A 20,941-nucleotide genomic window follows, 5' to 3' on the forward strand; every position below is an offset into this window, starting at 1 on the left:
GGCTAGGTGTCTGCGTTGTCATTAGTAGCCTAACTGTCTATAATCGGCCCCCGACCGCCAGGGGCTTGCAAGCCCGTGTTGCTGGGGTCGTCACTCCCTGGGTGGTGGGTACCTGACCAGTACACTTACCAACAACTTTGCCCTGCTTGCTAGGGGCTCTTCAGTGTGAAAAAAGCCGTGAAAAGCCAACGACCTGTAAACCTAGACCTAAGGACCATCAAACTCCCCATTACCGGCGTTACGTCATTTCTTCACCGTGTTTCCGGCATCATCCTCTTCCTCGGGCTTGGCTTCATGCTTTATGCATTGGGCAAATCCCTGGGTTCGGAGGAAGGTTTCGCCGAGGTGAAGGCATGCTTGACCAGTCCGCTGGCCAAGTTCGTGGCATGGGGCCTCCTGTCCGCCTTGCTGTATCACTTGGTAGCCGGTGTGCGCCACTTGATCATGGATATGGGCATCGGTGAAACGCTGGAAGGCGGCCGACTGGGCTCGAAAATTATCATCGCCGTTTCCGTGGTGGTGATTGTGCTGGCAGGAGTTTGGATATGGTAACCAACGTCACGAACCTCTCGCGTTCGGGCCTCTATGACTGGATGGCGCAGCGCGTTTCTGCGGTCGTTCTCGCGGCTTATTTCATTTTCCTGATCGGATACCTGGTCGCGCACCCGGGCATCGAGTTTGCCCAGTGGCACGCTCTGTTCTCCAACAACGCGATGCGTATTTTCAGTCTGCTGGCCCTTGTGGCCCTGGGCGCTCACGCCTGGGTCGGCATGTGGACCATTGCCACCGACTACCTGACGCCGATGGCGCTGGGCAAGTCGGCGACTGCCGTACGTTTCCTGTTCCAGGCGGTATGTGGTGTCGCGATGTTCGCGTACTTCGTCTGGGGTGTGCAGATTCTCTGGGGTATCTGATTCATGGCTAACATTCCTACGATTTCATTCGACGCCATCATCATTGGTGGCGGCGGTGCCGGCATGCGCGCCGCGCTGCAGCTGGCTCAGGGCGGTCACAAGACTGCCGTGATCACCAAGGTCTTCCCGACCCGTTCGCACACTGTATCGGCCCAGGGTGGCATCACCTGCGCCATCGCTTCGGCCGACCCGAACGATGACTGGCGCTGGCACATGTACGATACCGTCAAGGGTTCCGACTATATCGGTGACCAGGACGCTATCGAATACATGTGTCAGGAAGGTCCTGCTGCCGTGTTCGAGCTGGACCACATGGGTCTGCCGTTCTCGCGTACCGAGCAAGGCCGTATCTACCAGCGCCCGTTCGGCGGTCAGTCCAAGGACTTCGGTAAAGGTGGCCAGGCCGCCCGTACCTGCGCCGCTTCCGACCGTACCGGTCACGCGCTGCTGCACACCCTGTACCAGGGCAACCTGAAAGCAGGCACCACCTTCCTCAACGAGTACTACGCCGTTGACCTGGTGAAGAACCAGGAAGGTGCGTTCGTCGGTGTGATCGCCATCTGCATCGAAACCGGCGAAACCCTGTACATCAAAGCCAAGGCCACCGTTCTGGCCACCGGCGGTGCAGGCCGTATCTACTCCTCCACCACCAACGCCCTGATCAATACCGGTGACGGTATCGGCATGGCTCTGCGTGCAGGCGTTCCGGTGCAGGACATCGAGATGTGGCAGTTCCACCCGACCGGCATCGCCGGCGCTGGTGTACTGGTCACCGAAGGTTGCCGCGGTGAAGGCGGTTACCTGATCAACAAGCATGGCGAGCGTTTCATGGAACGTTATGCGCCTAACGCCAAAGACCTCGCCGGTCGTGACGTTGTGGCCCGTTCCATGGTTAAAGAGATCATCGCCGGCAACGGCTGTGGCCCTAACGGCGACCACGTGATGCTCAAGCTTGACCACCTGGGTGAAGAAGTACTGCACAGCCGCCTGCCAGGCATCTGTGAGCTGTCCAAGACCTTCGCTCACGTTGACCCTGTGGTCGCGCCGGTTCCTGTTGTGCCAACCTGCCACTACATGATGGGCGGCGTTGCCACCAACATCCATGGCCAGGCCATGACCCAGGACGCCGATGGCGTCGACCACATCATCCCGGGCCTGTTCGCGGTCGGTGAAGTGGCGTGCGTATCGGTTCACGGTGCCAACCGCCTGGGCGGCAACTCGCTGCTCGACCTGGTGGTCTTCGGTCGCGCCGCCGGCCTGCACCTGGAAAAAGCACTGAGCGACGGTATCGAATACCTCGACGCCAGCGACACCGACATCGATGTTGCCCTGAGCCGTCTGAACAAGCTCAACGAGCGCAACACCGGCGAAGACGTGGCTACCCTGCGTCGCGAACTGCAAAGCTGCATGCAGAACTACTTCGGTGTATTCCGTACCGGCGAATACATGCAGAAGGGTATCGAGCAACTGGCTGGCCTGCGCGAGCGTATCGCCAACGTCAAGATCAACGACAAGTCCCAGGCCTTCAACACCGCGCGTATCGAAGCGCTGGAGCTGCAGAACCTGCTGGAAGTCGCTGAAGCCACTGCCATCGCTGCAGAAGTCCGTAAAGAGTCCCGCGGCGCTCACGCCCGTGAAGACTTCGAAGACCGTGACGACGAAAACTGGCTGTGCCACACCCTGTACTTCCCGGGTGAGAAGCGCGTCGCCAAGCGCGCCGTCAACTTCGCGCCGAAAACCGTTCCGGCGTTCGAGCCTAAAGTCCGGACTTACTAAGGGTGGCCACAATGTTGCAAGTCGAAGTTTATCGTTACAACCCCGATACCGACTCGGCACCCAAGATGCAGGTGTTCCAGGTCGATACCGGCGGCAAGGACCTGATGGTTCTCGATGTCTTGGCACTGATCAAGGAACAGGACGAAGGTTTCTCGTATCGTCGTTCCTGCCGTGAAGGTGTTTGCGGTTCCGATGGCATGAACATCAACGGCAAGAACGGCCTGGCCTGCATCACGCCGCTGTCGGCCGTGGTCAAGCGCAACAAGCTGATCGTTCGCCCGTTGCCTGGATTGCCGGTCATTCGTGACCTGGTCGTCGATATGAGCATCTTCTACAAACAGTACGAGAAGGTGAAGCCATTCCTGCAGAACGATACGCCGGCTCCGGCCATCGAGCGTCTGCAGTCGCCGGAAGAACGCGAAAAGCTGGACGGCCTGTACGAGTGCATTCTGTGCGCTTGCTGCTCGACTTCCTGCCCGTCGTTCTGGTGGAACCCGGACAAGTTCCTCGGTCCAGCTGCACTGCTGCAGGCCTATCGTTTCCTGGCCGACAGCCGTGACACCAAGACCCAGGAGCGTCTGGCTTCGCTGGATGACCCGTTCAGCGTGTTCCGTTGCCGCGGCATCATGAACTGCGTAAACGTTTGCCCTAAAGGTCTGAACCCGACCAAGGCCATCGGTCACGTACGTAACATGCTGCTGCAAAGCGGTACCTGATTTTAAAAGTGTTGTACCCGTAGTACGCCAAGGTGCGGGCCCTTGCCCGCACCAAGGTGAAACCCGAGCTAGGGCCCACAAAGCCCAAGCTTTTACCTATGAAGATATGAGACCAGCAGGGGCTTCCGGGCTGGTACCCGGAAAATCTGTAGGATCCTTGGTGGCTTGGTTGGGTCGCTGCATTAGGACTTTTCCAGGCGTGCTGTGGCTCTTGCCGATCCGTCCCCTAACCGAGGGTGACCAAGCATGCAAGAAAGCGTGATGCAGCGCATGTGGGATAGCGCCCACCTTTCAGGTGGTAACGCTGCATATGTGGAAGAGCTCTACGAGCTTTACCTGCACGACCCTAACGCTGTGCCAGAAGAGTGGCGCACTTACTTCCAGAAGTTGCCCGCCGAAGGCAGCACCGCTACCGATGTATCGCACTCTACAATCCGCGACCATTTCGTACTGCTGGCAAAGAACCAGCGCCGCGCCCAACCGGTTTCCGCCGGGAGCGTGAGCAGTGAACACGAGAAGAAGCAGGTTGAAGTTCTGCGACTGATCCAGGCCTACCGTATGCGCGGCCACCAAGCCGCTAAGCTCGACCCCCTGGGGTTGTGGCAGCGCCCTGCGCCAGTAGACCTGTCGATCAATCATTACGGCTTGACCAATGCCGATCTTGATACGACCTTCCGTGCCGGCGACCTGTTCATCGGCAAAGAGGAAGCGAGCCTACGCGAAATCTTCGACGCTTTGCAGCAGACATATTGCCGCACCATTGGCGCCGAATTCACCCACATCGTCGACTCCGAGCAGCGCAGCTGGTTCCAGCAGCGTCTGGAGAGCGTGCGTGGGCGTCCAGTCTTCTCCGCGGATATTCAGAGCCACCTGCTCGAGCGCGTCACCGCCGCCGAGGGTCTGGAAAAATACCTGGGTACCAAATACCCGGGCACCAAGCGTTTCGGCCTGGAAGGCGGCGAAAGCCTGATTCCGATGCTGGACGAGCTGATTCAACGCTCCGGTTCCTACGGCACCAAGGAAGTTGTCATCGGCATGGCTCACCGTGGCCGTCTGAACGTCCTGGTCAACACCTTCGGCAAGAACCCGCGCGACCTGTTCGACGAGTTCGAAGGCAAGAAGAAGGTCGAGCTGGGCTCCGGTGACGTCAAGTACCACCAGGGCTTCTCGTCCAACGTGATGACCGCCGGTGGCGAAGTTCACCTGGCCATGGCGTTCAACCCTTCGCACCTGGAGATCGTCTCGCCAGTGGTTGAAGGTTCGGTACGTGCCCGTCAGGACCGTCGCAACGACACCGTTGGCGACAAGGTACTGCCGATTTCCATCCACGGTGACGCGGCATTCGCCGGTCAAGGCGTGGTCATGGAAACCTTCCAGATGTCGCAGACCCGCGGTTTCAAGACCGGCGGTACCGTGCACATCGTGATCAACAACCAGGTTGGTTTCACCATCAGCAACCCGCTGGACTCGCGTTCCACCGAGTACGCCACCGACGTCGCCAAGATGATTCAGGCGCCGATCCTGCACGTCAACGGTGATGATCCGGAAGCGGTGCTGTTCGTGACCCAGCTGGCGGTCGATTACCGCATGCAGTTCAAGCGTGACGTGGTCATCGACCTGGTCTGCTACCGTCGTCGCGGCCACAACGAGGCCGACGAGCCGAACGGCACCCAGCCGCTGATGTACCAGCAGATCGCCAAGCAGCGCACCACCCGCGAACTCTACGCCGAAGCCCTGACCCAGTCGGGCCGTCTTGACGCCGAGCGCGTCCAGGCCAAGGTCGACGAGTACCGCAACGCGCTGGATAACGGCCTGCACGTAGTAAAAAGCCTGGTCAAAGAGCCGAACAAAGAGCTGTTCGTCGACTGGCGTCCGTACCTGGGTCACACCTGGACCGCGCGTCACGACACCCGCTTCGATCTGAAGACCCTGCAGGAACTGTCGGCCAAGCTGCTGGAGCTGCCGGAAGGTTTCGTGGTTCAGCGTCAGGTTTCGAAGATCTACGAAGATCGCCAGAAGATGCAGGCCGGTGGCTTGCCGATCAACTGGGGCTACGCCGAAACCATGGCCTACGCGACCCTGCTGTTTGAAGGTCATCCGATCCGCATGACGGGTCAGGATATCGGTCGCGGCACTTTCTCGCACCGCCACGCGGTACTGCACAACCAGAAAGACGCCAGCACCTACCTGCCACTGCAGAACCTGTACGCCGGTCAGCCTAAGTTCGACCTGTACGACTCCTTCCTCTCGGAAGAAGCGGTACTGGCCTTCGAATACGGCTACTCCACCACCACGCCGAACGCGCTGGTGATCTGGGAAGCCCAGTTCGGCGACTTCGCCAACGGTGCCCAGGTGGTTGTCGACCAGTTCATCACCAGCGGCGAGCACAAGTGGGGTCGTCTGTGCGGTCTGACCATGCTGCTGCCACACGGTTATGAAGGGCAGGGGCCTGAGCACTCCTCGGCACGTCTGGAGCGTTACCTGCAGCTGTGCGCCGAGCACAACGTCCAGGTTTGCGTACCGACCACGCCGGCTCAGATCTACCACCTGCTGCGTCGTCAGGTCATCCGTCCGCTGCGCAAGCCGCTGATCGTGCTGACGCCAAAGTCGCTGCTGCGCCACAAACTGGCCATCTCGACCCTGGAAGAACTGGCCGAAGGCTCGTTCCAGACCGTGATCCCGGAAATCGATACCCTCGATCCGAAGAACGTCACGCGCCTGGTTCTGTGCAGCGGCAAGGTCTACTACGATCTGCTGGAAAAACGCCGTGCCGAAGGCCGCGAAGATATCGCCATCGTGCGTATCGAGCAGCTGTATCCGTTCCCTGAAGACGACCTGGTCGAAATCCTCGCGCCGTACACCAATCTCAAAGATGTGGTGTGGTGCCAGGAAGAGCCAATGAACCAGGGTGCCTGGTACAGCAGCCAACACCACATGCGTCGCATTCTGACCCGTCACAACAAGGACCTGGTCCTCGAGTACGCCGGTCGCGATGCTTCGGCAGCACCTGCTTGTGGTTACGCTTCGATGCACGCCGAGCAGCAGGAAAAACTGCTGCAAGATGCCTTCACCGTTTAATGCCATCGCGCACCAGAAACCGAATTTAAGGAACCACTGATAATGGCTATCGAGATCAAAGCCCCTACTTTCCCGGAATCGGTTGCCGATGGCACCGTTGCCACCTGGCACAAGCAACCGGGCGAAGCGGTCAAGCGTGACGAGCTGATCGTCGACATCGAAACCGACAAGGTTGTCCTGGAAGTACTGGCTACCGCTGACGGCGTGCTGGGCGCTATCGTCAAGGGCGAGGGCGAAACCGTCCTGTCCGACGAAGTCCTGGGTTCGATCGAGGCAGGTGGTGTTGCTGCCGCTGCGCCTGCCGCTGCTGCCGCGCCTGCCGCCGCTGCTCCTGCTGCCGCTGCTGCTGGCGACGAAGACGCCATCGGCGCTCCGGCTGCCCGCAAGCTGGCCGAAGAAAACGGCATCGCCCTGAACAGCATCAAGGGCACCGGCAAAGACGGTCGCATCACCAAGGAAGACGTGGTTGCTGCCATCGAAGCGAAGAAATCCGCTCCGGCTGCCGCACCTGCTGCCAAGCCAGCCGCTGCTGCCGCTGCCCCGGTCGTCGCCACTGGCGATCGCACCGAGAAGCGTGTACCGATGACTCGCGTACGTGCCACCGTTGCCAAGCGCCTGGTCGAAGCTCAGTCGAACATGGCCATGCTGACCACCTTCAACGAAGTCGACATGACCGAAGTCATGGCCCTGCGTTCGAAGTACAAGGACCTGTTCGAGAAGACCCACAACGGCGTCCGTCTGGGCTTCATGTCGTTCTTCGTCAAGGCTGCCACCGAAGCGCTGAAACGCTTCCCGGCCGTCAACGCCTCGATCGACGGTTCCGACATCGTCTACCACGGTTATGCGGACATCGGCGTTGCCGTTTCCAGCGACCGCGGCCTGGTGGTACCGGTACTGCGTAACGCCGAGCAGATGAGCCTGGCTGAAATCGAGAACGGCATCGCCACCTTCGGCAAGAAAGCCCGTGACGGCAAACTGTCGATCGACGAAATGACCGGCGGTACCTTCACCATCACCAACGGTGGTACCTTTGGTTCGATGATGTCGACCCCGATCGTCAACCCGCCGCAGGCTGCGATCCTGGGCATGCACAACATCATCCAGCGTCCTATGGCCGTTAACGGTCAGGTCGTGATCCGCCCGATGATGTACCTGGCACTGTCCTACGACCACCGTCTGATCGACGGTAAAGAAGCCGTGACCTTCCTGGTGACCATCAAGAACCTGCTGGAAGACCCGGCTCGTCTGCTGCTGGATATCTGATTGAGCAGCTGCAAGCTGCAAGCTTCGAGCGGCAAGCCTGAACGGTTTGCGCTTGAGCTTGTGGCTTGCAGCTTATCGCTTGCAGCTTTAAAGAGGATTTTCTGAATGTCGCAAAAATTTGATGTGGTAGTGATTGGCGCAGGTCCTGGCGGCTACGTAGCTGCCATCAAGGCTGCGCAACTCGGTCTGAGCACTGCCTGTATCGAGAAGTACACTGACGGCGAAGGCAAGCTGGCCCTCGGCGGTACCTGCCTGAACGTGGGTTGCATTCCTTCCAAGGCGCTGCTGGACAGCTCCTGGAAATACAAGGAAGCCAAAGAGAGCTTCAACGTCCACGGTATCTCCACTGGCGAAGTGAAGATGGACGTCGCCGCGATGGTTGGCCGCAAGGCTGGCATCGTCAAAAACCTGACCGGCGGTGTTGCCACCCTGTTCAAGGCCAACGGCGTCACCTCGATCCAGGGCCACGGTAAACTGCTGGCTGGCAAGAAAGTCGAAGTCACCAAGGCTGACGGCACCACCGAAATCATCGAAGCCGAGAACGTCATCCTGGCTTCCGGTTCGCGTCCGATCGACATTCCACCGGCTCCGGTCGACCAGAACGTCATCGTCGATTCCACCGGCGCCCTGGAATTCCAAACCGTACCTAAGCGCCTGGGCGTGATCGGTGCTGGCGTGATCGGCCTGGAGCTGGGTTCGGTCTGGGCTCGCCTGGGCGCAGAAGTCACCGTCCTCGAAGCCCTGGACACCTTCCTGATGGCCGCTGACGCCGCTGTCTCCAAGGAAGCGCTGAAAACCCTGACCAAGCAAGGCCTGGACATCAAGCTGGGCGCTCGCGTGACCGGCTCGAAGGTCAACGGCGCTGAAGTCGAAGTGACCTACACCGACGCCAACGGCGAGCAGAAGATCACCTTCGACAAGCTGATCGTTGCGGTCGGCCGTCGTCCGGTGACCACCGATCTGCTGGCTGCCGACAGCGGCGTGACCATCGACGAGCGTGGTTTCATCTTCGTCGACGATCACTGCGCGACCAGCGTACCGGGCGTTTACGCCATCGGTGACGTGGTTCGTGGCATGATGCTGGCGCACAAGGCCTCGGAAGAGGGCATCATGGTCGTCGAGCGCATCAAGGGCCACAAAGCCCAGATGAACTACGACCTGATCCCGTCGGTTATCTACACCCACCCGGAAATCGCATGGGTCGGTAAAACCGAACAGACCTTGAAGGCCGAAGGCGTTGAGGTTAACGTGGGCACCTTCCCGTTCGCGGCCAGCGGCCGTGCGATGGCTGCCAACGACACCGGTGGTTTCGTCAAGGTCATCGCCGATGCCAAGACCGACCGCGTCCTGGGTGTACACGTGATTGGCCCATCGGCTGCCGAACTGGTGCAGCAGGGTGCAATCGCAATGGAATTCGGCACCAGCGCCGAAGACCTGGGCATGATGGTTTTCTCCCATCCGACCCTGTCCGAAGCGCTGCATGAAGCCGCGCTGGCTGTGAATGGCGGTGCCATTCACGTTGCCAACCGTAAGAAGCGTTAAACAATAAGAAACCACGGCGGGTGGCCCGTCGTGAGTCTTGCGTGCATGACTCACCGCGGAAAGTCCGCCGGACTCGAACTCCCGGAGCATACCGGGGGCAAGTGGTCACAGGTGGCGCGGCACTCCCATGGAGCGCAGCGCCGAAGCGCAGTACCTAACGAAGACGGTAAAAAGCATGAATCTTCACGAGTATCAGGGTAAGCAGCTGTTCGCTGAATACGGCCTGCCAGTTTCCAAGGGTTTCGCAGTCGACACCCCTGAAGCTGCCGCAGAAGCCTGCGACAAGATCGGTGGCACCGAGTGGGTTGTCAAAGCCCAGGTCCACGCCGGTGGTCGCGGTAAAGCGGGCGGCGTCAAGCTGGTTCGCAGCAAGGAAGACGCCAAGGCGTTCGCTGCGCAATGGTTGGGCAAGCGTCTGGTAACCTACCAGACCGACGCCAACGGTCAGCCAGTGACCAAGATCCTGGTCGAATCCTGCACTGACATCGCCAAAGAGCTGTACCTGGGCGCTGTAGTCGACCGTTCGAGCCGCCGTATCGTGTTCATGGCTTCCACCGAAGGTGGCGTGGACATCGAGAAAGTCGCTCACGAGACTCCTGAGAAGATCATCAAGGCTACTATCGATCCACTGGTTGGCGCTCAGCCATTCCAGGGTCGTGAACTGGCGTTCCAGCTGGGTCTGGAAGGCAAGCAAGTTGCTCAGTTCGCCAAGATTTTCGTAGGCCTGGCCAAGCTGTTCAAAGAACACGACCTGGCCCTGCTGGAAGTAAACCCGCTGGTCATCAAGGCCGACGGCGACCTGCACTGCCTCGATGCCAAGATCAACATCGACGCTAACGCCATGTACCGTCAGCCTAAGCTGAAAACCTTCCACGACCCGTCGCAAGACGATCCTCGTGAAGCCCACGCTGCCAGCTTCGAGCTGAACTACGTGGCCCTGGAAGGCAACATCGGCTGCATGGTCAACGGTGCCGGCCTGGCCATGGGTACCATGGACATCGTCAACCTGCACGGCGGCAAGCCAGCCAACTTCCTCGACGTAGGTGGTGGTGCTACCAAAGAGCGCGTTACCGAAGCCTTCAAGATCATTCTGTCCGACAGCAATGTCGCGGCCGTTCTGGTCAACATCTTCGGCGGCATCGTTCGTTGCGACATGATTGCCGAAGGCATCATCGGCGCTGTGAAAGAAGTCGGCGTCAAGGTACCGGTTGTTGTTCGCCTGGAAGGCAACAACGCTGAACTGGGTGCTAAAGTACTGGCAGAAAGCGGTTTGAACATCATTGCGGCAACCAGCCTGACCGACGCTGCTCAACAAGTTGTCAAAGCTGCGGAGGGCAAGTAATGAGCGTCCTGATCAATAAAGACACCAAAGTCATCTGCCAGGGCTTCACCGGCTCGCAAGGTACTTTCCACTCCGAGCAAGCCATCGCCTACGGCACCAAGATGGTCGGCGGCGTGACGCCAGGCAAGGGTGGCTCCACCCACCTGGGCCTGCCAGTGTTCAACACTGTGAAAGAAGCAGTAGAAGCTACCGGCGCTGATGCGTCGGTCATCTACGTTCCAGCTCCTTTCTGCAAGGACTCGATCCTGGAAGCTGCCTTCGGCGGCATCAAGCTGATCGTCTGCATCACCGAAGGCATTCCTACCCTGGACATGCTTGATGCCAAGGTCAAGTGCGACGAGCTGGGTGTTACCCTGATCGGCCCTAACTGCCCAGGCGTCATCACTCCGGGCGAGTGCAAGATCGGCATCATGCCAGGTCACATCCACTTGCCAGGCAAGGTCGGTATCGTTTCGCGTTCCGGCACCCTGACCTACGAAGCGGTCAAGCAGACCACTGACGCCGGTTTCGGTCAGTCCACCTGCGTCGGTATCGGTGGCGACCCGATCCCGGGCTCCAACTTCATCGACATCCTGAAGCTGTTCCAGGAAGACCCGAAGACCGAAGCGATCGTCATGATCGGCGAGATCGGCGGTTCGGCTGAAGAAGAAGCAGCTGCCTACATCAAGGCCAACGTCACCAAGCCTGTGGTTTCCTACATCGCTGGTGTTACCGCTCCTGCGGGCAAGCGTATGGGCCACGCTGGCGCCATCATCTCCGGCGGCAAAGGCACTGCAGACGAGAAATTCGCTGCGCTGCAGGATGCTGGTGTGAAAACCGTGCGTTCGCTGGCAGACATCGGCAAGGCCCTGGCCGAGCTGACTGGCTGGGAAGTGAAGAAGTAAGCACTGCCCGGTAAACAAGAAAGGCCACCTTCGGGTGGCCTTTTTTGTTTACCGGGCAGCAGCGGCAAGGGGCAAGCTTCAAGCTGCAAGAGGGTATTGCGGCAAGCTTGCGGCTTGTAACTTGCCGCTTGAGGCTGTCGCGCAAGCGACACGCATATTCACACATCGGACAAGCAGCCCTGCAGCAGTGCGTTTCTGTGACAAATTCGTTAACCTATGCACTCATTTTGTGCCCGCTCCCCAAAAGGGAACGACACGCTAAACGGGTCTGGCTCATCCAGCCAGGCAGCATTTCCCTCACCCAAGGGGAAATCCCTCTCTAAATCCCGATTTCAGCAGTGTGGTATTTCCTTAATGAAAGTTTTAAAAGGCCAGGACATCCTGGCACTTGGTTTTATGACGTTCGCTTTGTTCGTCGGCGCGGGCAATATCATTTTCCCACCTATCGTCGGTCTGCAATCCGGTCCACACGTGTGGATGGCGGCGCTGGGTTTCCTGATCACTGCTGTGGGCCTGCCGGTTATCACTGTTGTCGCCCTGGCCAAGGTCGGCGGCGGCATGGATGCCCTGAGCAGCCCGATCGGCAAGGTCGCCGGCGGCCTGCTGGCGGCGGTGTGCTACCTGTCGGTAGGCCCGCTGTTCGCCACTCCGCGTACCGCCACCGTATCCTTCGAGGTGGGTGTTGCGCCGCTGACCGGTGAAAGCCCGCTGGCCCTGTTTATCTACAGCCTGGTGTACTTCCTGGTGGTGCTGGCGGTGTCCATGTACCCGGGCAAGTTGCTCGACACCGTCGGTCGCTTCCTCGCGCCGCTGAAGATCATCGCCCTGGCCGCACTCGGCATCGCCGCGTTCATGCTGCCCGCCGGTGGTATCGGTGAAGCGCAGCCGGCCTACGTTGCCGCACCGTTCTCCCAGGGCTTCATCAATGGTTACCTGACCATGGATACCCTCGGCGCCCTGGTGTTCGGTATCGTCATCGTCAACGCCATCCGTTCGCGTGGTGTCGAATCGCCGCGGCTGATCACCCGCTACGCGATCATTGCCGGCCTGATCGCCGGGGTCGGCCTGGCCCTGGTGTACATCAGCCTGTTCCGCCTGGGTGCCGGCAGCCATGAAATCGCCGCCGGTGCCAGCAACGGCGCAGCGGTACTGCATGCCTATGTACAGCACACCTTCGGCTCGCTGGGCAGCGGCTTCCTGGCCGTGCTGATCGCCCTGGCCTGTCTGGTGACCGCAGTTGGCCTGACCTGCGCCTGTGCCGAGTATTTCAGCCAGGTACTGCCGCTGTCGTACCGCACCCTGGTGGTGATCCTTGCCGGCTTCTCGCTGCTGATCTCCAACCTCGGCCTGACCAAGCTGATCATGTTCTCGATTCCGGTGCTGACGGCTATCTACCCGCCGTGCATCGTGGTCGTAGGCCTGAGCTTCTGCAAAGAACTGTGGAATTCCGAGGTACGCATCCTCGCGCCGGTGATGCTGGTGTCGCTGCTGTTCGGCATGATCGATGCCATCAAGGGCACCGCCCTGGCCAGCGAACTGCCGGAAATCCTCGCCCACCTGCCGCTGAGCGAGCAGGGCCTGGCCTGGCTGGTACCGTCGGTAGTGGCCTTGGGCGTTGCGGTGGTGTGCGACCGCATGCTTGGCAAGCCACGCGAAGTGCTGGCCTGAGAATTGGCCCTATGACGGACACCGGCCACAAGCCAACAGGGTGACCGTCACGGCAAATTACGAGCCCCGTGCCCGCAAGGACACGGGGCTTTTTCGTTTCTGCACCGCAGACGTGTCTTTTTCTGCGCTAAAGCGTCGAAAGCCGGTCAATGGGCTTTATTGTGCTCGAAACTTCAATCAGGACCTTGCATGAGCTTCATTCAAAGCAATCTGATCCACTTGCTGGCCGCCTGCTGGTTCGTTGTCTGCTGGGGCGGATACACCCGTTATGCCACCTGGAAGGGCCGCGATACCGCTTGCCTGGCCAGCGTGCTGCACCTGTACCGCGAAGACTGGATGCGCCGCATGCTGCTGCGTGACAACCGCATCGCCGATGCCAGCGTGATCGGTAACCTGGAGCGCAACGCCTCGTTCTTTGCCTCCAGCACCTTGATCATCCTGGCCGGTATTCTCACCGTGCTCGGCGCATCAGACCGTGCGGTATCGTTGCTGGCAGACCTGCCGCTGGTGCAGCAGGCGTCCCAGGGCATGTCGGAAATCAAGTTGCTGTGCCTGGCGATGGTATTTGTGTACGCCTTCTTCACTTTCAGCTGGTGCATGCGTCAATACAACTTCGCCGCCGTATTGGTGGGTTCGGCGCCGATGATCGGCGAGCGTCAGGTCAGCGAACTTGAGCGCAAGGCCTTTGCCCTTAGAGCGGCCAAGGTTATTTCCCTGGCCGCCAACCAGTTCAACTTTGGCCTGCGTTCCTATTACTTCGGCATGGCCATGCTCTGCTGGTTTATCAGCCCCTGGTTGTTTATGTTGATGAGTACCGGGGTAGTACTGGTGCTGTATCGCCGTGAATTCCACTCCGATGTGCTCGATGTGATGGTCTATACCCCGACCGAAGCGCCGGTGGCGGAACCCGGCAAAGAAAACCTCGCCTGAAGGTTATTGACTGAATCGTTTAACCCTATTGCAACAGGCATAAAAAAACCCGACAGCGTCGGGTTTTTTTATTCCGGCGGGCTTGCTTACTTGGCAGGCTCGGCAGGAGTAGCTGGAGCAGCAGGTGCAGCTTCTTTTGCAGCTTCTTCAGCGGCTTTCTGTTGCGCTTCGGCCTGATCTTTGGCGGCTTCGGCGTTTTCTTTCGCGGCCTCGTTCACTTTATCCTGAGCTTCACCCATCTTCTCTTGGGCTTGCTCGGCGTGTTGTTGAGCATCTTGGGCTTTGTTCTCGCTGGCTTTATCGCAAGCGGCCAGGCCCAGAGCAGCGGCGAGCATAACGGCAAAAGCAAAAGGTTTACGCATGGGGTGTTTCTCCTTGTGGAATAAGTTACTTGTTCCTTCGAGCTCAAGTAACCGGTAGAAGTTCCGCGCACAATACAGATATATAACAAATGGTTCTATATGGACATTTGCCAGACTGTGTGCATGTTCTCAATGGCCCGGGAGTTTTTCAAATGACCGACACTTCTTTGCTGGCAATGGCCGAACGTTTTCTCTCGGCATTGCGACATTGCCAGGTGCTGCAGATGCGCGTGCATCACGCTGATGCCCAAGGCATGACCCTGGTGTTGCCGTACTCGACGAAGATCGTCGGCAACCCACAGACCGGCGCCGTGCATGGCGGGGCGGTGACCACCCTGATGGACACCACCTGCGGGATGGCTACCCTTTGTGCGCTGCCTGAGTTCGAGGTATGCCCGACGCTAGACCTGCGCATCGACTACATGCAGCCGGCCGAGGCCGGCAAGGACATCTTCGGCCATGCCTACTGCTACCGCGTTTCTCGCGATGTGATCTTCACCCGTGGGCTGGCCTACCAGGACGACCCGCAGCAGCCGATCGCCCAGGTGGTTGGCACTTTCATGCGCCTGGGCAAGGGCATCAAGGGCGGCCTGAATTTCGCCAGCAAGCTCAAGGGGAGCGGCCAATGATTGCGCCAGAGGTACACCAGCAACTGCGCCAGGCCCATGCCGAAGGTAATTATGAGCCGCTGCTGCAGTTGATCCCTTATGCCGGATTGATTGGTGTCCAGTGCAGCCGCCAGGGCGATGACCTGTTGTTTTGCCTGCCGGCCAGCCAGGACAACATTGGCAATCCGTTGCTGCCGGCGATCCACGGCGGGGTGATCGCAGGCTTCATGGAGCTGTCGGCGGCGCTGTACCTGCTGATTTTCAGCGAAAGCGCGGCGATCCCGAAGATCATCGACTTTTCCATCGACTACCTGCGCGCCGGCCACTACCGCGACACCTACGCCCGCTGCCAGCTATGGCGCCAGGGCCGGCGGGTAACCAACGTGGCCATAACCGCCTGGCAGGGCGACGCGGACGAACCGATTGCCACGGCGCGCGCGCATTTCAAGATCGAAGAAATGACTTCGCCCTTGAAATAGCCCCAGCCACCCCCATCTGTTGTGCATCCCGCCGTGAAAGCAGGCCGCCGGCCTGCCCAACGACAACTGCCATCAGATCGGAGTGTTGAAGACCATGAGTGTGGAAACTCAAAAAGAAACCCTGGGCTTCCAGACCGAGGTGAAGCAACTGCTGCACCTCATGATCCATTCCCTGTATTCGAACAAGGAAATCTTCCTTCGCGAACTGATTTCCAACGCCTCCGACGCCGTCGATAAACTGCGCTTCGAAGCCCTGGCCAAGCCAGAGCTGCTCGAAGGCGGCGCCGAGCTTAAAATCCGCCTGAGCTTCGACAAGGACGCCAACACCGTCACCCTCGAAGACAACGGCATCGGCATGAGCCGCGAAGAGGTCATCGCGCACCTGGGCACCATCGCCAAGTCCGGCACCGCCGACTTCATGAAAAACCTCACCGGCGACCAGAAGAAGGACTCGCACCTGATCGGTCAGTTCGGCGTGGGCTTCTATTCGGCCTTTATCGTCGCCGACAAGGTCGACGTATTCAGCCGCCGCGCCGGCCTGCCAGCTGCCGAGGGCGTGCACTGGTCGTCCAAGGGCGAGGGTGACTTTGAAGTTGCCACTGTCGACAAGGCCGAGCGCGGTACGCGCATCGTCCTGCACCTGAAAAAAGGTGAAGAAGAGTTCGCCGACGGCTGGCGCCTGCGCAACATCGTCAAGAAGTACTCCGATCACATCGCCTTGCCGATCGAGCTGCCAAAACAGGTCGAAGCTGGCGAAGGTGAAGAAAAGCCGGCCGAAGAATGGGAAACCGTCAACCGCGCCAGCGCCCTGTGGACCCGTCCGCGTACCGAGATCAAGGACGAGGAATACCAGGAGTTCTACAAGCACATCGGTCACGATTTCGAGAACCCGCTGGCCTGGAGCCACAACAAGGTCGAAGGCAAGCTTGAGTACAACTCGCTGCTCTACGTACCGGCCCGCGCGCCGTTCGACCTGTACCAGCGTGAAGCGCCACGCGGCCTGAAGCTGTATGTGCAGCGTGTGTTCATCATGGACCAGGCAGAATCCTTCCTGCCGCTGTACCTGCGTTTCATCAAGGGCGTGGTCGATTCCAACGACCTGTCGCTGAACGTTTCGCGCGAAATCCTGCAGAAAGACCCGATCATCGATTCGATGAAGTCGGCGCTGACCAAGCGCGTGCTGGACATGCTCGAGAAGCTGGCCAAGAACGAGCCTGAGCAGTACAAGGGTTTCTGGAAAAACTTTGGCCAGGTGATGAAAGAAGGCCCGGCTGAAGACTTCGCCAACAAGGAAAAGATCGCCGGCCTGCTGCGTTTCGCCTCCACCCATGACGAAAGCGGCGAGCAGAGCGTTGCCCTGGCCGACTACCTGGCCCGCGCCAAGGAAGGTCAGGACAAGATCTACTTCCTCACCGGCGAATCCTACGCGCAGGTCAAGAACAGCCCGCACCTGGAAGTCTTCCGCAAGAAAGGCATCGAAGTGCTGCTGCTGACCGACCGTATCGACGAGTGGCTGATGAGCTACCTGAGCGAATTCGACGGCAAGAGCTTCGTCGACGTCGCCCGCGGTGACCTGGACCTGGGCAAGCTGGACTCTGAAGAGGACAAGAAAGCCCAGGAAGAAGTCGCCAAGGAGAAAGAAGGCCTGGTCGAGCGCCTCAAGGCGGCGCTGGGCGAGAGCGTCAGCGAAGTGCGCGTATCGCACCGCCTGACCGATTCGCCGGCGATCCTGGCCATCGGTGAACAGGACCTGGGCCTGCAGATGCGCCAGATCCTCGAAGCCAGCGGGCAGAAGGTGCCGGACTCCAAGCCGATCTTCGAATTCAACCCGGGCCACCCGCTGATCGAGAAGCTGGACAACGAGCAGAGCGAAGACCGTTTCGCCGACTTCTCGCACATCCTCTTCGATCAGGCCGCGCTGGCGGCGGGCGATAGCCTCAAGGACCCGGCGGCGTACGTTCGTCGCCTGAACAAGCTGCTGGTCGAATTGTCGGCTTAAGTAGTTGCAGGAAAGCCCGCTTCGGTGGGCTTTTTTCATTGTGCAAGGAGGAGTGCATGAGCAAGGTTACCGTCGAATCGCTGGTCTATCATGTTGCCGGCAAAGCCTATGAGAGCCGCTTGTTCTTTACCCAGGGCGCCCGCGAGCAGCCTGGGCTTTTGATGGCACCAAACTGGATGGGGGTGGGCGAGGGCGCCGAGCGTATCGCCCGCGAAGTCGCCGCCCAGGGCTATGTGGTGTTGCTGGCCGACATCTACGGCCAGACCCTGCGACCGTCGAACATGGATGAAGCAGGGGCGGCGATGATGCCGCTGAAGAACGACCGCGTCGAGCTGCGCAAGCGCCTGAAGGCGGCGCTGGACCAGTTGCTGGGGCAATCGAAGGCGGTACTGGAGCCTGGCAAGCTGGCCACCTTCGGCTTCTGCTTCGGCGGTTGCTGCGCCCTGGAGCTGGCCCGCGAAGATGCCCGCCTGCTGGCTGCGGTGTCGTTCCACGGCACCCTCGATACGCCGCTGCCGGCGGTAGAGGGCAAGGTCAAGGCTTCGATGCTGGTGCTGCATGGCGCCGCCGACCCGTTCGTGCCCAAAGAGCAGTTGCCGGCCTTCGAAGTCGAGATGGATGCGGCCAAGGTCGATTGGCAACTGATCAGCTATGGCGGCGCGGTGCATTCGTTCACCGATACCGCGGCGAACATTCCCGGCAAGATGAAGTACGACGCCCGCACGTCCAAGCGCGCGTTCCGGGCGATGTACAATTTGCTCGATGACGTGTTCCAGCGCTGAGTGAAGGGGCAAGGCTGGCTCCCACACTTGACCTTGTGGGCGCCAGCCTTTCCGGCGATCGACCGCGTAGCGGTCGCGATAACCTCAAGGCAGCTCGATCCTTTCAGTTTCCCCCGGCACCGTCGGCCAATCCCCGGCCGCCCAGCGTGCCCGCGCCTGCTCGATCAGCGCCGGATCGCTGGCAACAAAATTCCAGTTCATCCGCCGCGGCCCGTCCAGCGGCGCCCCGCCAAACAGCACCAACTGGCTTTCGCTGTCGGCATACAGGCTCATCTCTTCACCGTGCGGCAAGATCACCAGGCTGCACGGCTCGATCGCCACATCGTTGAGGCTGACTTCGCCATCCAGTACATACAGCGCACGCTCGGCATGCTCGGTGGGCACCGTCAGGGTAGTGGCCGCCTGCATCTGCACCAGCGCATACAGGGTCGGTGACAACACCGGCACCGGCGATTGCAGGCAAAAGCCGCTGCCGGCAATCATGCGAATGCGCACCCCCAGGCTGTCACTGACCGGCAGGCTCGCCGCCGGATGATGGCTGTAGTGCCCCGGGCCTTGCTCATGCGCTTTGGGCGATGCCAGCCACACCTGCAAACCGTGCAATCGCGAGCTGCCAGGCAGCAGTTCGACCGGCGTGCGCTCGACATGGGCAATGGCGCTGCCGGCGGTCATCCAGCTGACTTCACCGGCCTTGACCCGTTGATCCGAGCCCAGGCTGTCCTTGTGCTGGATTTCGCCCTCGAACAGGTAGGTGAGGGTCGACAGGCCGATATGCGGGTGCTGGCGGATGTTCATGCCGCGCCCGGCCGGGTAGTCGGTTTCGAGCATGTGGTCGAAGAACACGAACGGCCCGACGCTGCGGCACTGGGCCGAGGGCAGGGGGCGCAGGATAGGTTGGCCTTCGACCGATTCGGCGCGAGGGCGGATGACCAGGGGAAGGCTCACGGTGTGCTCCAGGCCAGCAGGGAAAGTTCTTGTAGCATAACCTGCTGAACTGGCGTGTGTTCGCTCCGGTCTACCCTGTCTGAATCGGCCAGAAGGAATGCGAAATGATTGCCAGGTGTCTGGGCTGGGCGCTGTTGCTGGGGCTGTCGCTGCAGGCGGCGCAGGCGCGCGAGTATCACTACAGTGATGCGCACCTGCATTACGTCGATTTTTTCCAGGAAACCGCCGGCATGGACGCCTTGCTCAAGGCCATGGATGAGGCGCGCATCGACCAGTCGATGATTTCCGGCATCCCGGTGGCCAAGAAGTGGCACGAAGACGAGCCCAAGCGCCCGCGTTACTACGCGGGCGACGATGCCGATGCCTATTGGTACAGCGCCACCGACATCTACGTTGCTGCGGCGCTGGAAAAGCTCACGCCTGAGCAGCGCCAGCGCTTTCATCCGTTTCTCACCGGCTTCAACCCGGTAGACAAGAACGCCGTGGCCCACATCGAACGCATGCTAGCGCTGCACCCGGGCCTGTGGCAGGGGATCGGCGAGGTGTTCACCCGCCACGACGACCTGACCGCGTTGACCAGCGGCGACACGCCCAGGGCCAACAACGAGGCCATGACCCGCATCTATCACCTGGCCGCCGAGCAGGACCTGCCGGTGCTGATCCATTCCAACATCACCTCCAAGCGCGAACGCAACCCGCTGTACCTGGCTGAAATCGAAGAACCGTTGCGCAATCACCCGCACACCCGCTTCATCTGGGCCCATGCCGGCACCAGTATGGAGATTCATCGGCACCAGACGCAGCTGGATTTTCTGCTGCCGACCCTGACACGGATGCTCGAGGATTACCCGAACCTGTACATAGACCTGTCCTGGAGCGTGCTGCAGCCTTATCTGCTGGATGAGAAGGGCAAGCCCAGGGCTGAGTGGCTGGCGCTGGTCAAGCGCTTCCCTGAGCGCTTCATGCTTGGCTCCGACGTGGTCGGGCGCTTCAACAGCCTGGGCGAGCAACTGCATGGCTTTGATCCGTTTCTCGATGCCTTGCCTGCCGAGGTGGCGCAAAAGGTCGCCCGCGACAACTTCCTCGCGGTGCTGCCCAAGGCACGCAAGTGACAGGACTGTCATCAGCTTGTCATGCCCGCGTCATAGCCTGCCGCCATCAACCTGATGGAGTGCACTATGTTTCCACGTCGTTTCAGCGCCCTGTGCGGGCTGTTGCTGGTCAGTGGCCTGGCCGCTGCCGAGGTTCGCGTCGAAGGCCCGGTCGAGTACGGCCTGTTCGAAACCCGCCACCAGAACTTCCAGCCCGGTGAACGGGTGCTGAGCCAGAGCAACCAGACCATCCAGCAAACCGATGAAATCCCGGCGCGCCTGGGTAGCAAATTCGGTATGCGCTACCGCCTGGAAGGCAAGGTCGCCGAGGACACGCCGCTGACCCTGCTGTACCTCACCCCTGGCGTGCGCACGCCGGACGGCAAGCGCCACGACAAGTTCGAAGTGGTACAAAAGCTGGTGCCCGGTGCGGTCCAGGATGTCATGGCCTACGAGTTCACCGAGAACCACGAAGTGGTGCCGGGGCAATGGCATTTCATGGTCTTTCAGGGCGATCGCCTGCTGGCCGAGCAGCGCTTTACCGTGCGCTGAGGCAGGGCGA

The 20,941-nt window shown here is 60.2% G+C and carries 19 protein-coding genes; 17 read left to right on the forward strand and 2 right to left on the reverse strand.

The genetic code is table 11. The features are described 5' to 3' along the window. Positions 1-165: 165 nt before the first annotated feature. From sdhC to LOY54_RS08705, 11 genes are all read left to right on the forward strand, one after another. Positions 166-552, forward strand: coding sequence for a succinate dehydrogenase, cytochrome b556 subunit (gene sdhC / locus LOY54_RS08655; protein ID WP_174242293.1), 387 nt, complete (start codon positions 166-168; stop codon positions 550-552). Further along, a complete protein-coding gene (gene sdhD / locus LOY54_RS08660) occupies positions 546-914 on the forward strand; it encodes a succinate dehydrogenase, hydrophobic membrane anchor protein (RefSeq protein ID WP_028945358.1) in 369 nt (122 codons plus the stop codon). Before sdhC ends, sdhD begins: the two co-directional genes overlap by 7 nt. A gap of 3 nt (positions 915-917) precedes the next feature. Further along, positions 918-2,690, forward strand: a complete 1,773-nt coding sequence (sdhA, locus tag LOY54_RS08665) for a succinate dehydrogenase flavoprotein subunit (protein WP_045200538.1) — start codon at positions 918-920, stop codon at positions 2,688-2,690. Positions 2,691-2,701: 11 nt separating this feature from the next. Further along, a complete protein-coding gene (locus LOY54_RS08670; RefSeq protein WP_010224678.1) occupies positions 2,702-3,406 on the forward strand; it encodes a succinate dehydrogenase iron-sulfur subunit in 705 nt (234 codons plus the stop codon). Positions 3,407-3,652: 246 nt separating this feature from the next. Continuing rightward, positions 3,653-6,484 (forward strand): 2-oxoglutarate dehydrogenase E1 component, encoded by a 2,832-nt coding sequence (locus LOY54_RS08675; protein ID WP_045200540.1) that lies wholly within the window; start codon positions 3,653-3,655, stop codon positions 6,482-6,484. A gap of 42 nt (positions 6,485-6,526) precedes the next feature. Continuing rightward, positions 6,527-7,747, forward strand: a complete 1,221-nt coding sequence (odhB, locus tag LOY54_RS08680) for a 2-oxoglutarate dehydrogenase complex dihydrolipoyllysine-residue succinyltransferase (protein ID WP_045200542.1) — start codon at positions 6,527-6,529, stop codon at positions 7,745-7,747. 105 nt (positions 7,748-7,852) lie between these two features. Further along, complete coding sequence (lpdA, locus tag LOY54_RS08685) at positions 7,853-9,289, forward strand: dihydrolipoyl dehydrogenase (protein WP_038996215.1); 1,437 nt, start codon at positions 7,853-7,855, stop codon at positions 9,287-9,289. Positions 9,290-9,464: 175 nt separating this feature from the next. Beyond that, positions 9,465-10,631, forward strand: a complete 1,167-nt coding sequence (gene sucC, locus LOY54_RS08690; RefSeq protein WP_010224674.1) for an ADP-forming succinate--CoA ligase subunit beta — start codon at positions 9,465-9,467, stop codon at positions 10,629-10,631. Next, positions 10,631-11,515 (forward strand): succinate--CoA ligase subunit alpha, encoded by an 885-nt coding sequence (sucD, locus tag LOY54_RS08695; protein ID WP_045200545.1) that lies wholly within the window; start codon positions 10,631-10,633, stop codon positions 11,513-11,515. Before sucC ends, sucD begins: the two co-directional genes overlap by 1 nt. Positions 11,516-11,869: 354 nt before the next feature. Continuing rightward, entirely contained in the window at positions 11,870-13,183 is a 1,314-nt protein-coding gene (brnQ, locus tag LOY54_RS08700) for a branched-chain amino acid transport system II carrier protein (protein WP_045202210.1), read from the forward strand. Positions 13,184-13,372: 189 nt separating this feature from the next. After that, positions 13,373-14,113 (forward strand): DUF599 domain-containing protein, encoded by a 741-nt coding sequence (locus LOY54_RS08705; RefSeq protein WP_045202208.1) that lies wholly within the window; start codon positions 13,373-13,375, stop codon positions 14,111-14,113. A gap of 86 nt (positions 14,114-14,199) precedes the next feature. Here the strand turns inward: LOY54_RS08705 and LOY54_RS08710 are convergent, their stop codons facing one another. Next, positions 14,200-14,475: a hypothetical protein gene (locus LOY54_RS08710; RefSeq protein ID WP_045202206.1), complete on the reverse strand. Its 276-nt coding sequence runs from the start codon at positions 14,473-14,475 to the stop codon at positions 14,200-14,202. A gap of 152 nt (positions 14,476-14,627) precedes the next feature. Between LOY54_RS08710 and LOY54_RS08715 the strand changes: the two genes are divergently transcribed. The 4 genes from LOY54_RS08715 (at position 14,628) to LOY54_RS08730 (ending at position 18,343) form a co-directional block, all read left to right on the forward strand. Further along, positions 14,628-15,104, forward strand: coding sequence for a PaaI family thioesterase (locus LOY54_RS08715; RefSeq protein WP_045202204.1), 477 nt, complete (start codon positions 14,628-14,630; stop codon positions 15,102-15,104). After that, positions 15,101-15,562 (forward strand): PaaI family thioesterase, encoded by a 462-nt coding sequence (locus tag LOY54_RS08720; RefSeq protein ID WP_258610164.1) that lies wholly within the window; start codon positions 15,101-15,103, stop codon positions 15,560-15,562. Before LOY54_RS08715 ends, LOY54_RS08720 begins: the two co-directional genes overlap by 4 nt. 94 nt (positions 15,563-15,656) lie before the next feature. Then, a complete protein-coding gene (htpG, locus tag LOY54_RS08725) occupies positions 15,657-17,561 on the forward strand; it encodes a molecular chaperone HtpG (RefSeq protein WP_123568226.1) in 1,905 nt (634 codons plus the stop codon). 56 nt (positions 17,562-17,617) lie between these two features. After that, the gene (locus LOY54_RS08730) at positions 17,618-18,343 is read left to right on the forward strand and encodes a dienelactone hydrolase family protein (protein ID WP_258610165.1); all 726 of its coding nucleotides are present in this window, start codon (positions 17,618-17,620) and stop codon (positions 18,341-18,343) included. Positions 18,344-18,427: 84 nt separating this feature from the next. Here LOY54_RS08730 and LOY54_RS08735 read toward each other — a convergent pair whose 3' ends face one another. Further along, entirely contained in the window at positions 18,428-19,288 is an 861-nt protein-coding gene (locus LOY54_RS08735; protein ID WP_258610166.1) for a pirin family protein, read from the reverse strand. A 104-nt stretch (positions 19,289-19,392) separates the two neighbouring features. On the opposite strand from LOY54_RS08735, the gene LOY54_RS08740 reads away from it, so the two are divergent. Next, complete coding sequence (locus LOY54_RS08740; RefSeq protein ID WP_258610167.1) at positions 19,393-20,400, forward strand: amidohydrolase family protein; 1,008 nt, start codon at positions 19,393-19,395, stop codon at positions 20,398-20,400. 66 nt (positions 20,401-20,466) lie between these two features. After that, positions 20,467-20,931 (forward strand): DUF3859 domain-containing protein, encoded by a 465-nt coding sequence (locus tag LOY54_RS08745; protein WP_123568234.1) that lies wholly within the window; start codon positions 20,467-20,469, stop codon positions 20,929-20,931. The last annotated feature ends 10 nt before the right edge of the window (positions 20,932-20,941 follow it).

The sequence above is a fragment of the Pseudomonas sp. B21-032 genome (assembly GCF_024748965.1).
GTDB lineage: Bacteria > Pseudomonadota > Gammaproteobacteria > Pseudomonadales > Pseudomonadaceae > Aquipseudomonas.

Coding starts and splice junctions, on each gene's coding strand:
- lpdA (WP_038996215.1), top strand. CDS start 7,853: ATGTCGCAAAAATTTGATGTGGTAGTGATTGGCGCAGGTCCTGGCGGC.
- sdhD (WP_028945358.1), top strand. CDS start 546: ATGGTAACCAACGTCACGAACCTCTCGCGTTCGGGCCTCTATGACTGG.
- LOY54_RS08715 (WP_045202204.1), top strand. CDS start 14,628: ATGACCGACACTTCTTTGCTGGCAATGGCCGAACGTTTTCTCTCGGCA.
- sdhA (WP_045200538.1), top strand. CDS start 918: ATGGCTAACATTCCTACGATTTCATTCGACGCCATCATCATTGGTGGC.
- LOY54_RS08730 (WP_258610165.1), top strand. CDS start 17,618: ATGAGCAAGGTTACCGTCGAATCGCTGGTCTATCATGTTGCCGGCAAA.
- LOY54_RS08675 (WP_045200540.1), top strand. CDS start 3,653: ATGCAAGAAAGCGTGATGCAGCGCATGTGGGATAGCGCCCACCTTTCA.
- LOY54_RS08720 (WP_258610164.1), top strand. CDS start 15,101: ATGATTGCGCCAGAGGTACACCAGCAACTGCGCCAGGCCCATGCCGAA.
- odhB (WP_045200542.1), top strand. CDS start 6,527: ATGGCTATCGAGATCAAAGCCCCTACTTTCCCGGAATCGGTTGCCGAT.
- LOY54_RS08740 (WP_258610167.1), top strand. CDS start 19,393: ATGATTGCCAGGTGTCTGGGCTGGGCGCTGTTGCTGGGGCTGTCGCTG.
- LOY54_RS08710 (WP_045202206.1), bottom strand. CDS start 14,475: ATGCGTAAACCTTTTGCTTTTGCCGTTATGCTCGCCGCTGCTCTGGGC.
- htpG (WP_123568226.1), top strand. CDS start 15,657: ATGAGTGTGGAAACTCAAAAAGAAACCCTGGGCTTCCAGACCGAGGTG.
- LOY54_RS08745 (WP_123568234.1), top strand. CDS start 20,467: ATGTTTCCACGTCGTTTCAGCGCCCTGTGCGGGCTGTTGCTGGTCAGT.
- sucD (WP_045200545.1), top strand. CDS start 10,631: ATGAGCGTCCTGATCAATAAAGACACCAAAGTCATCTGCCAGGGCTTC.
- LOY54_RS08670 (WP_010224678.1), top strand. CDS start 2,702: ATGTTGCAAGTCGAAGTTTATCGTTACAACCCCGATACCGACTCGGCA.
- sucC (WP_010224674.1), top strand. CDS start 9,465: ATGAATCTTCACGAGTATCAGGGTAAGCAGCTGTTCGCTGAATACGGC.
- brnQ (WP_045202210.1), top strand. CDS start 11,870: ATGAAAGTTTTAAAAGGCCAGGACATCCTGGCACTTGGTTTTATGACG.
- LOY54_RS08705 (WP_045202208.1), top strand. CDS start 13,373: ATGAGCTTCATTCAAAGCAATCTGATCCACTTGCTGGCCGCCTGCTGG.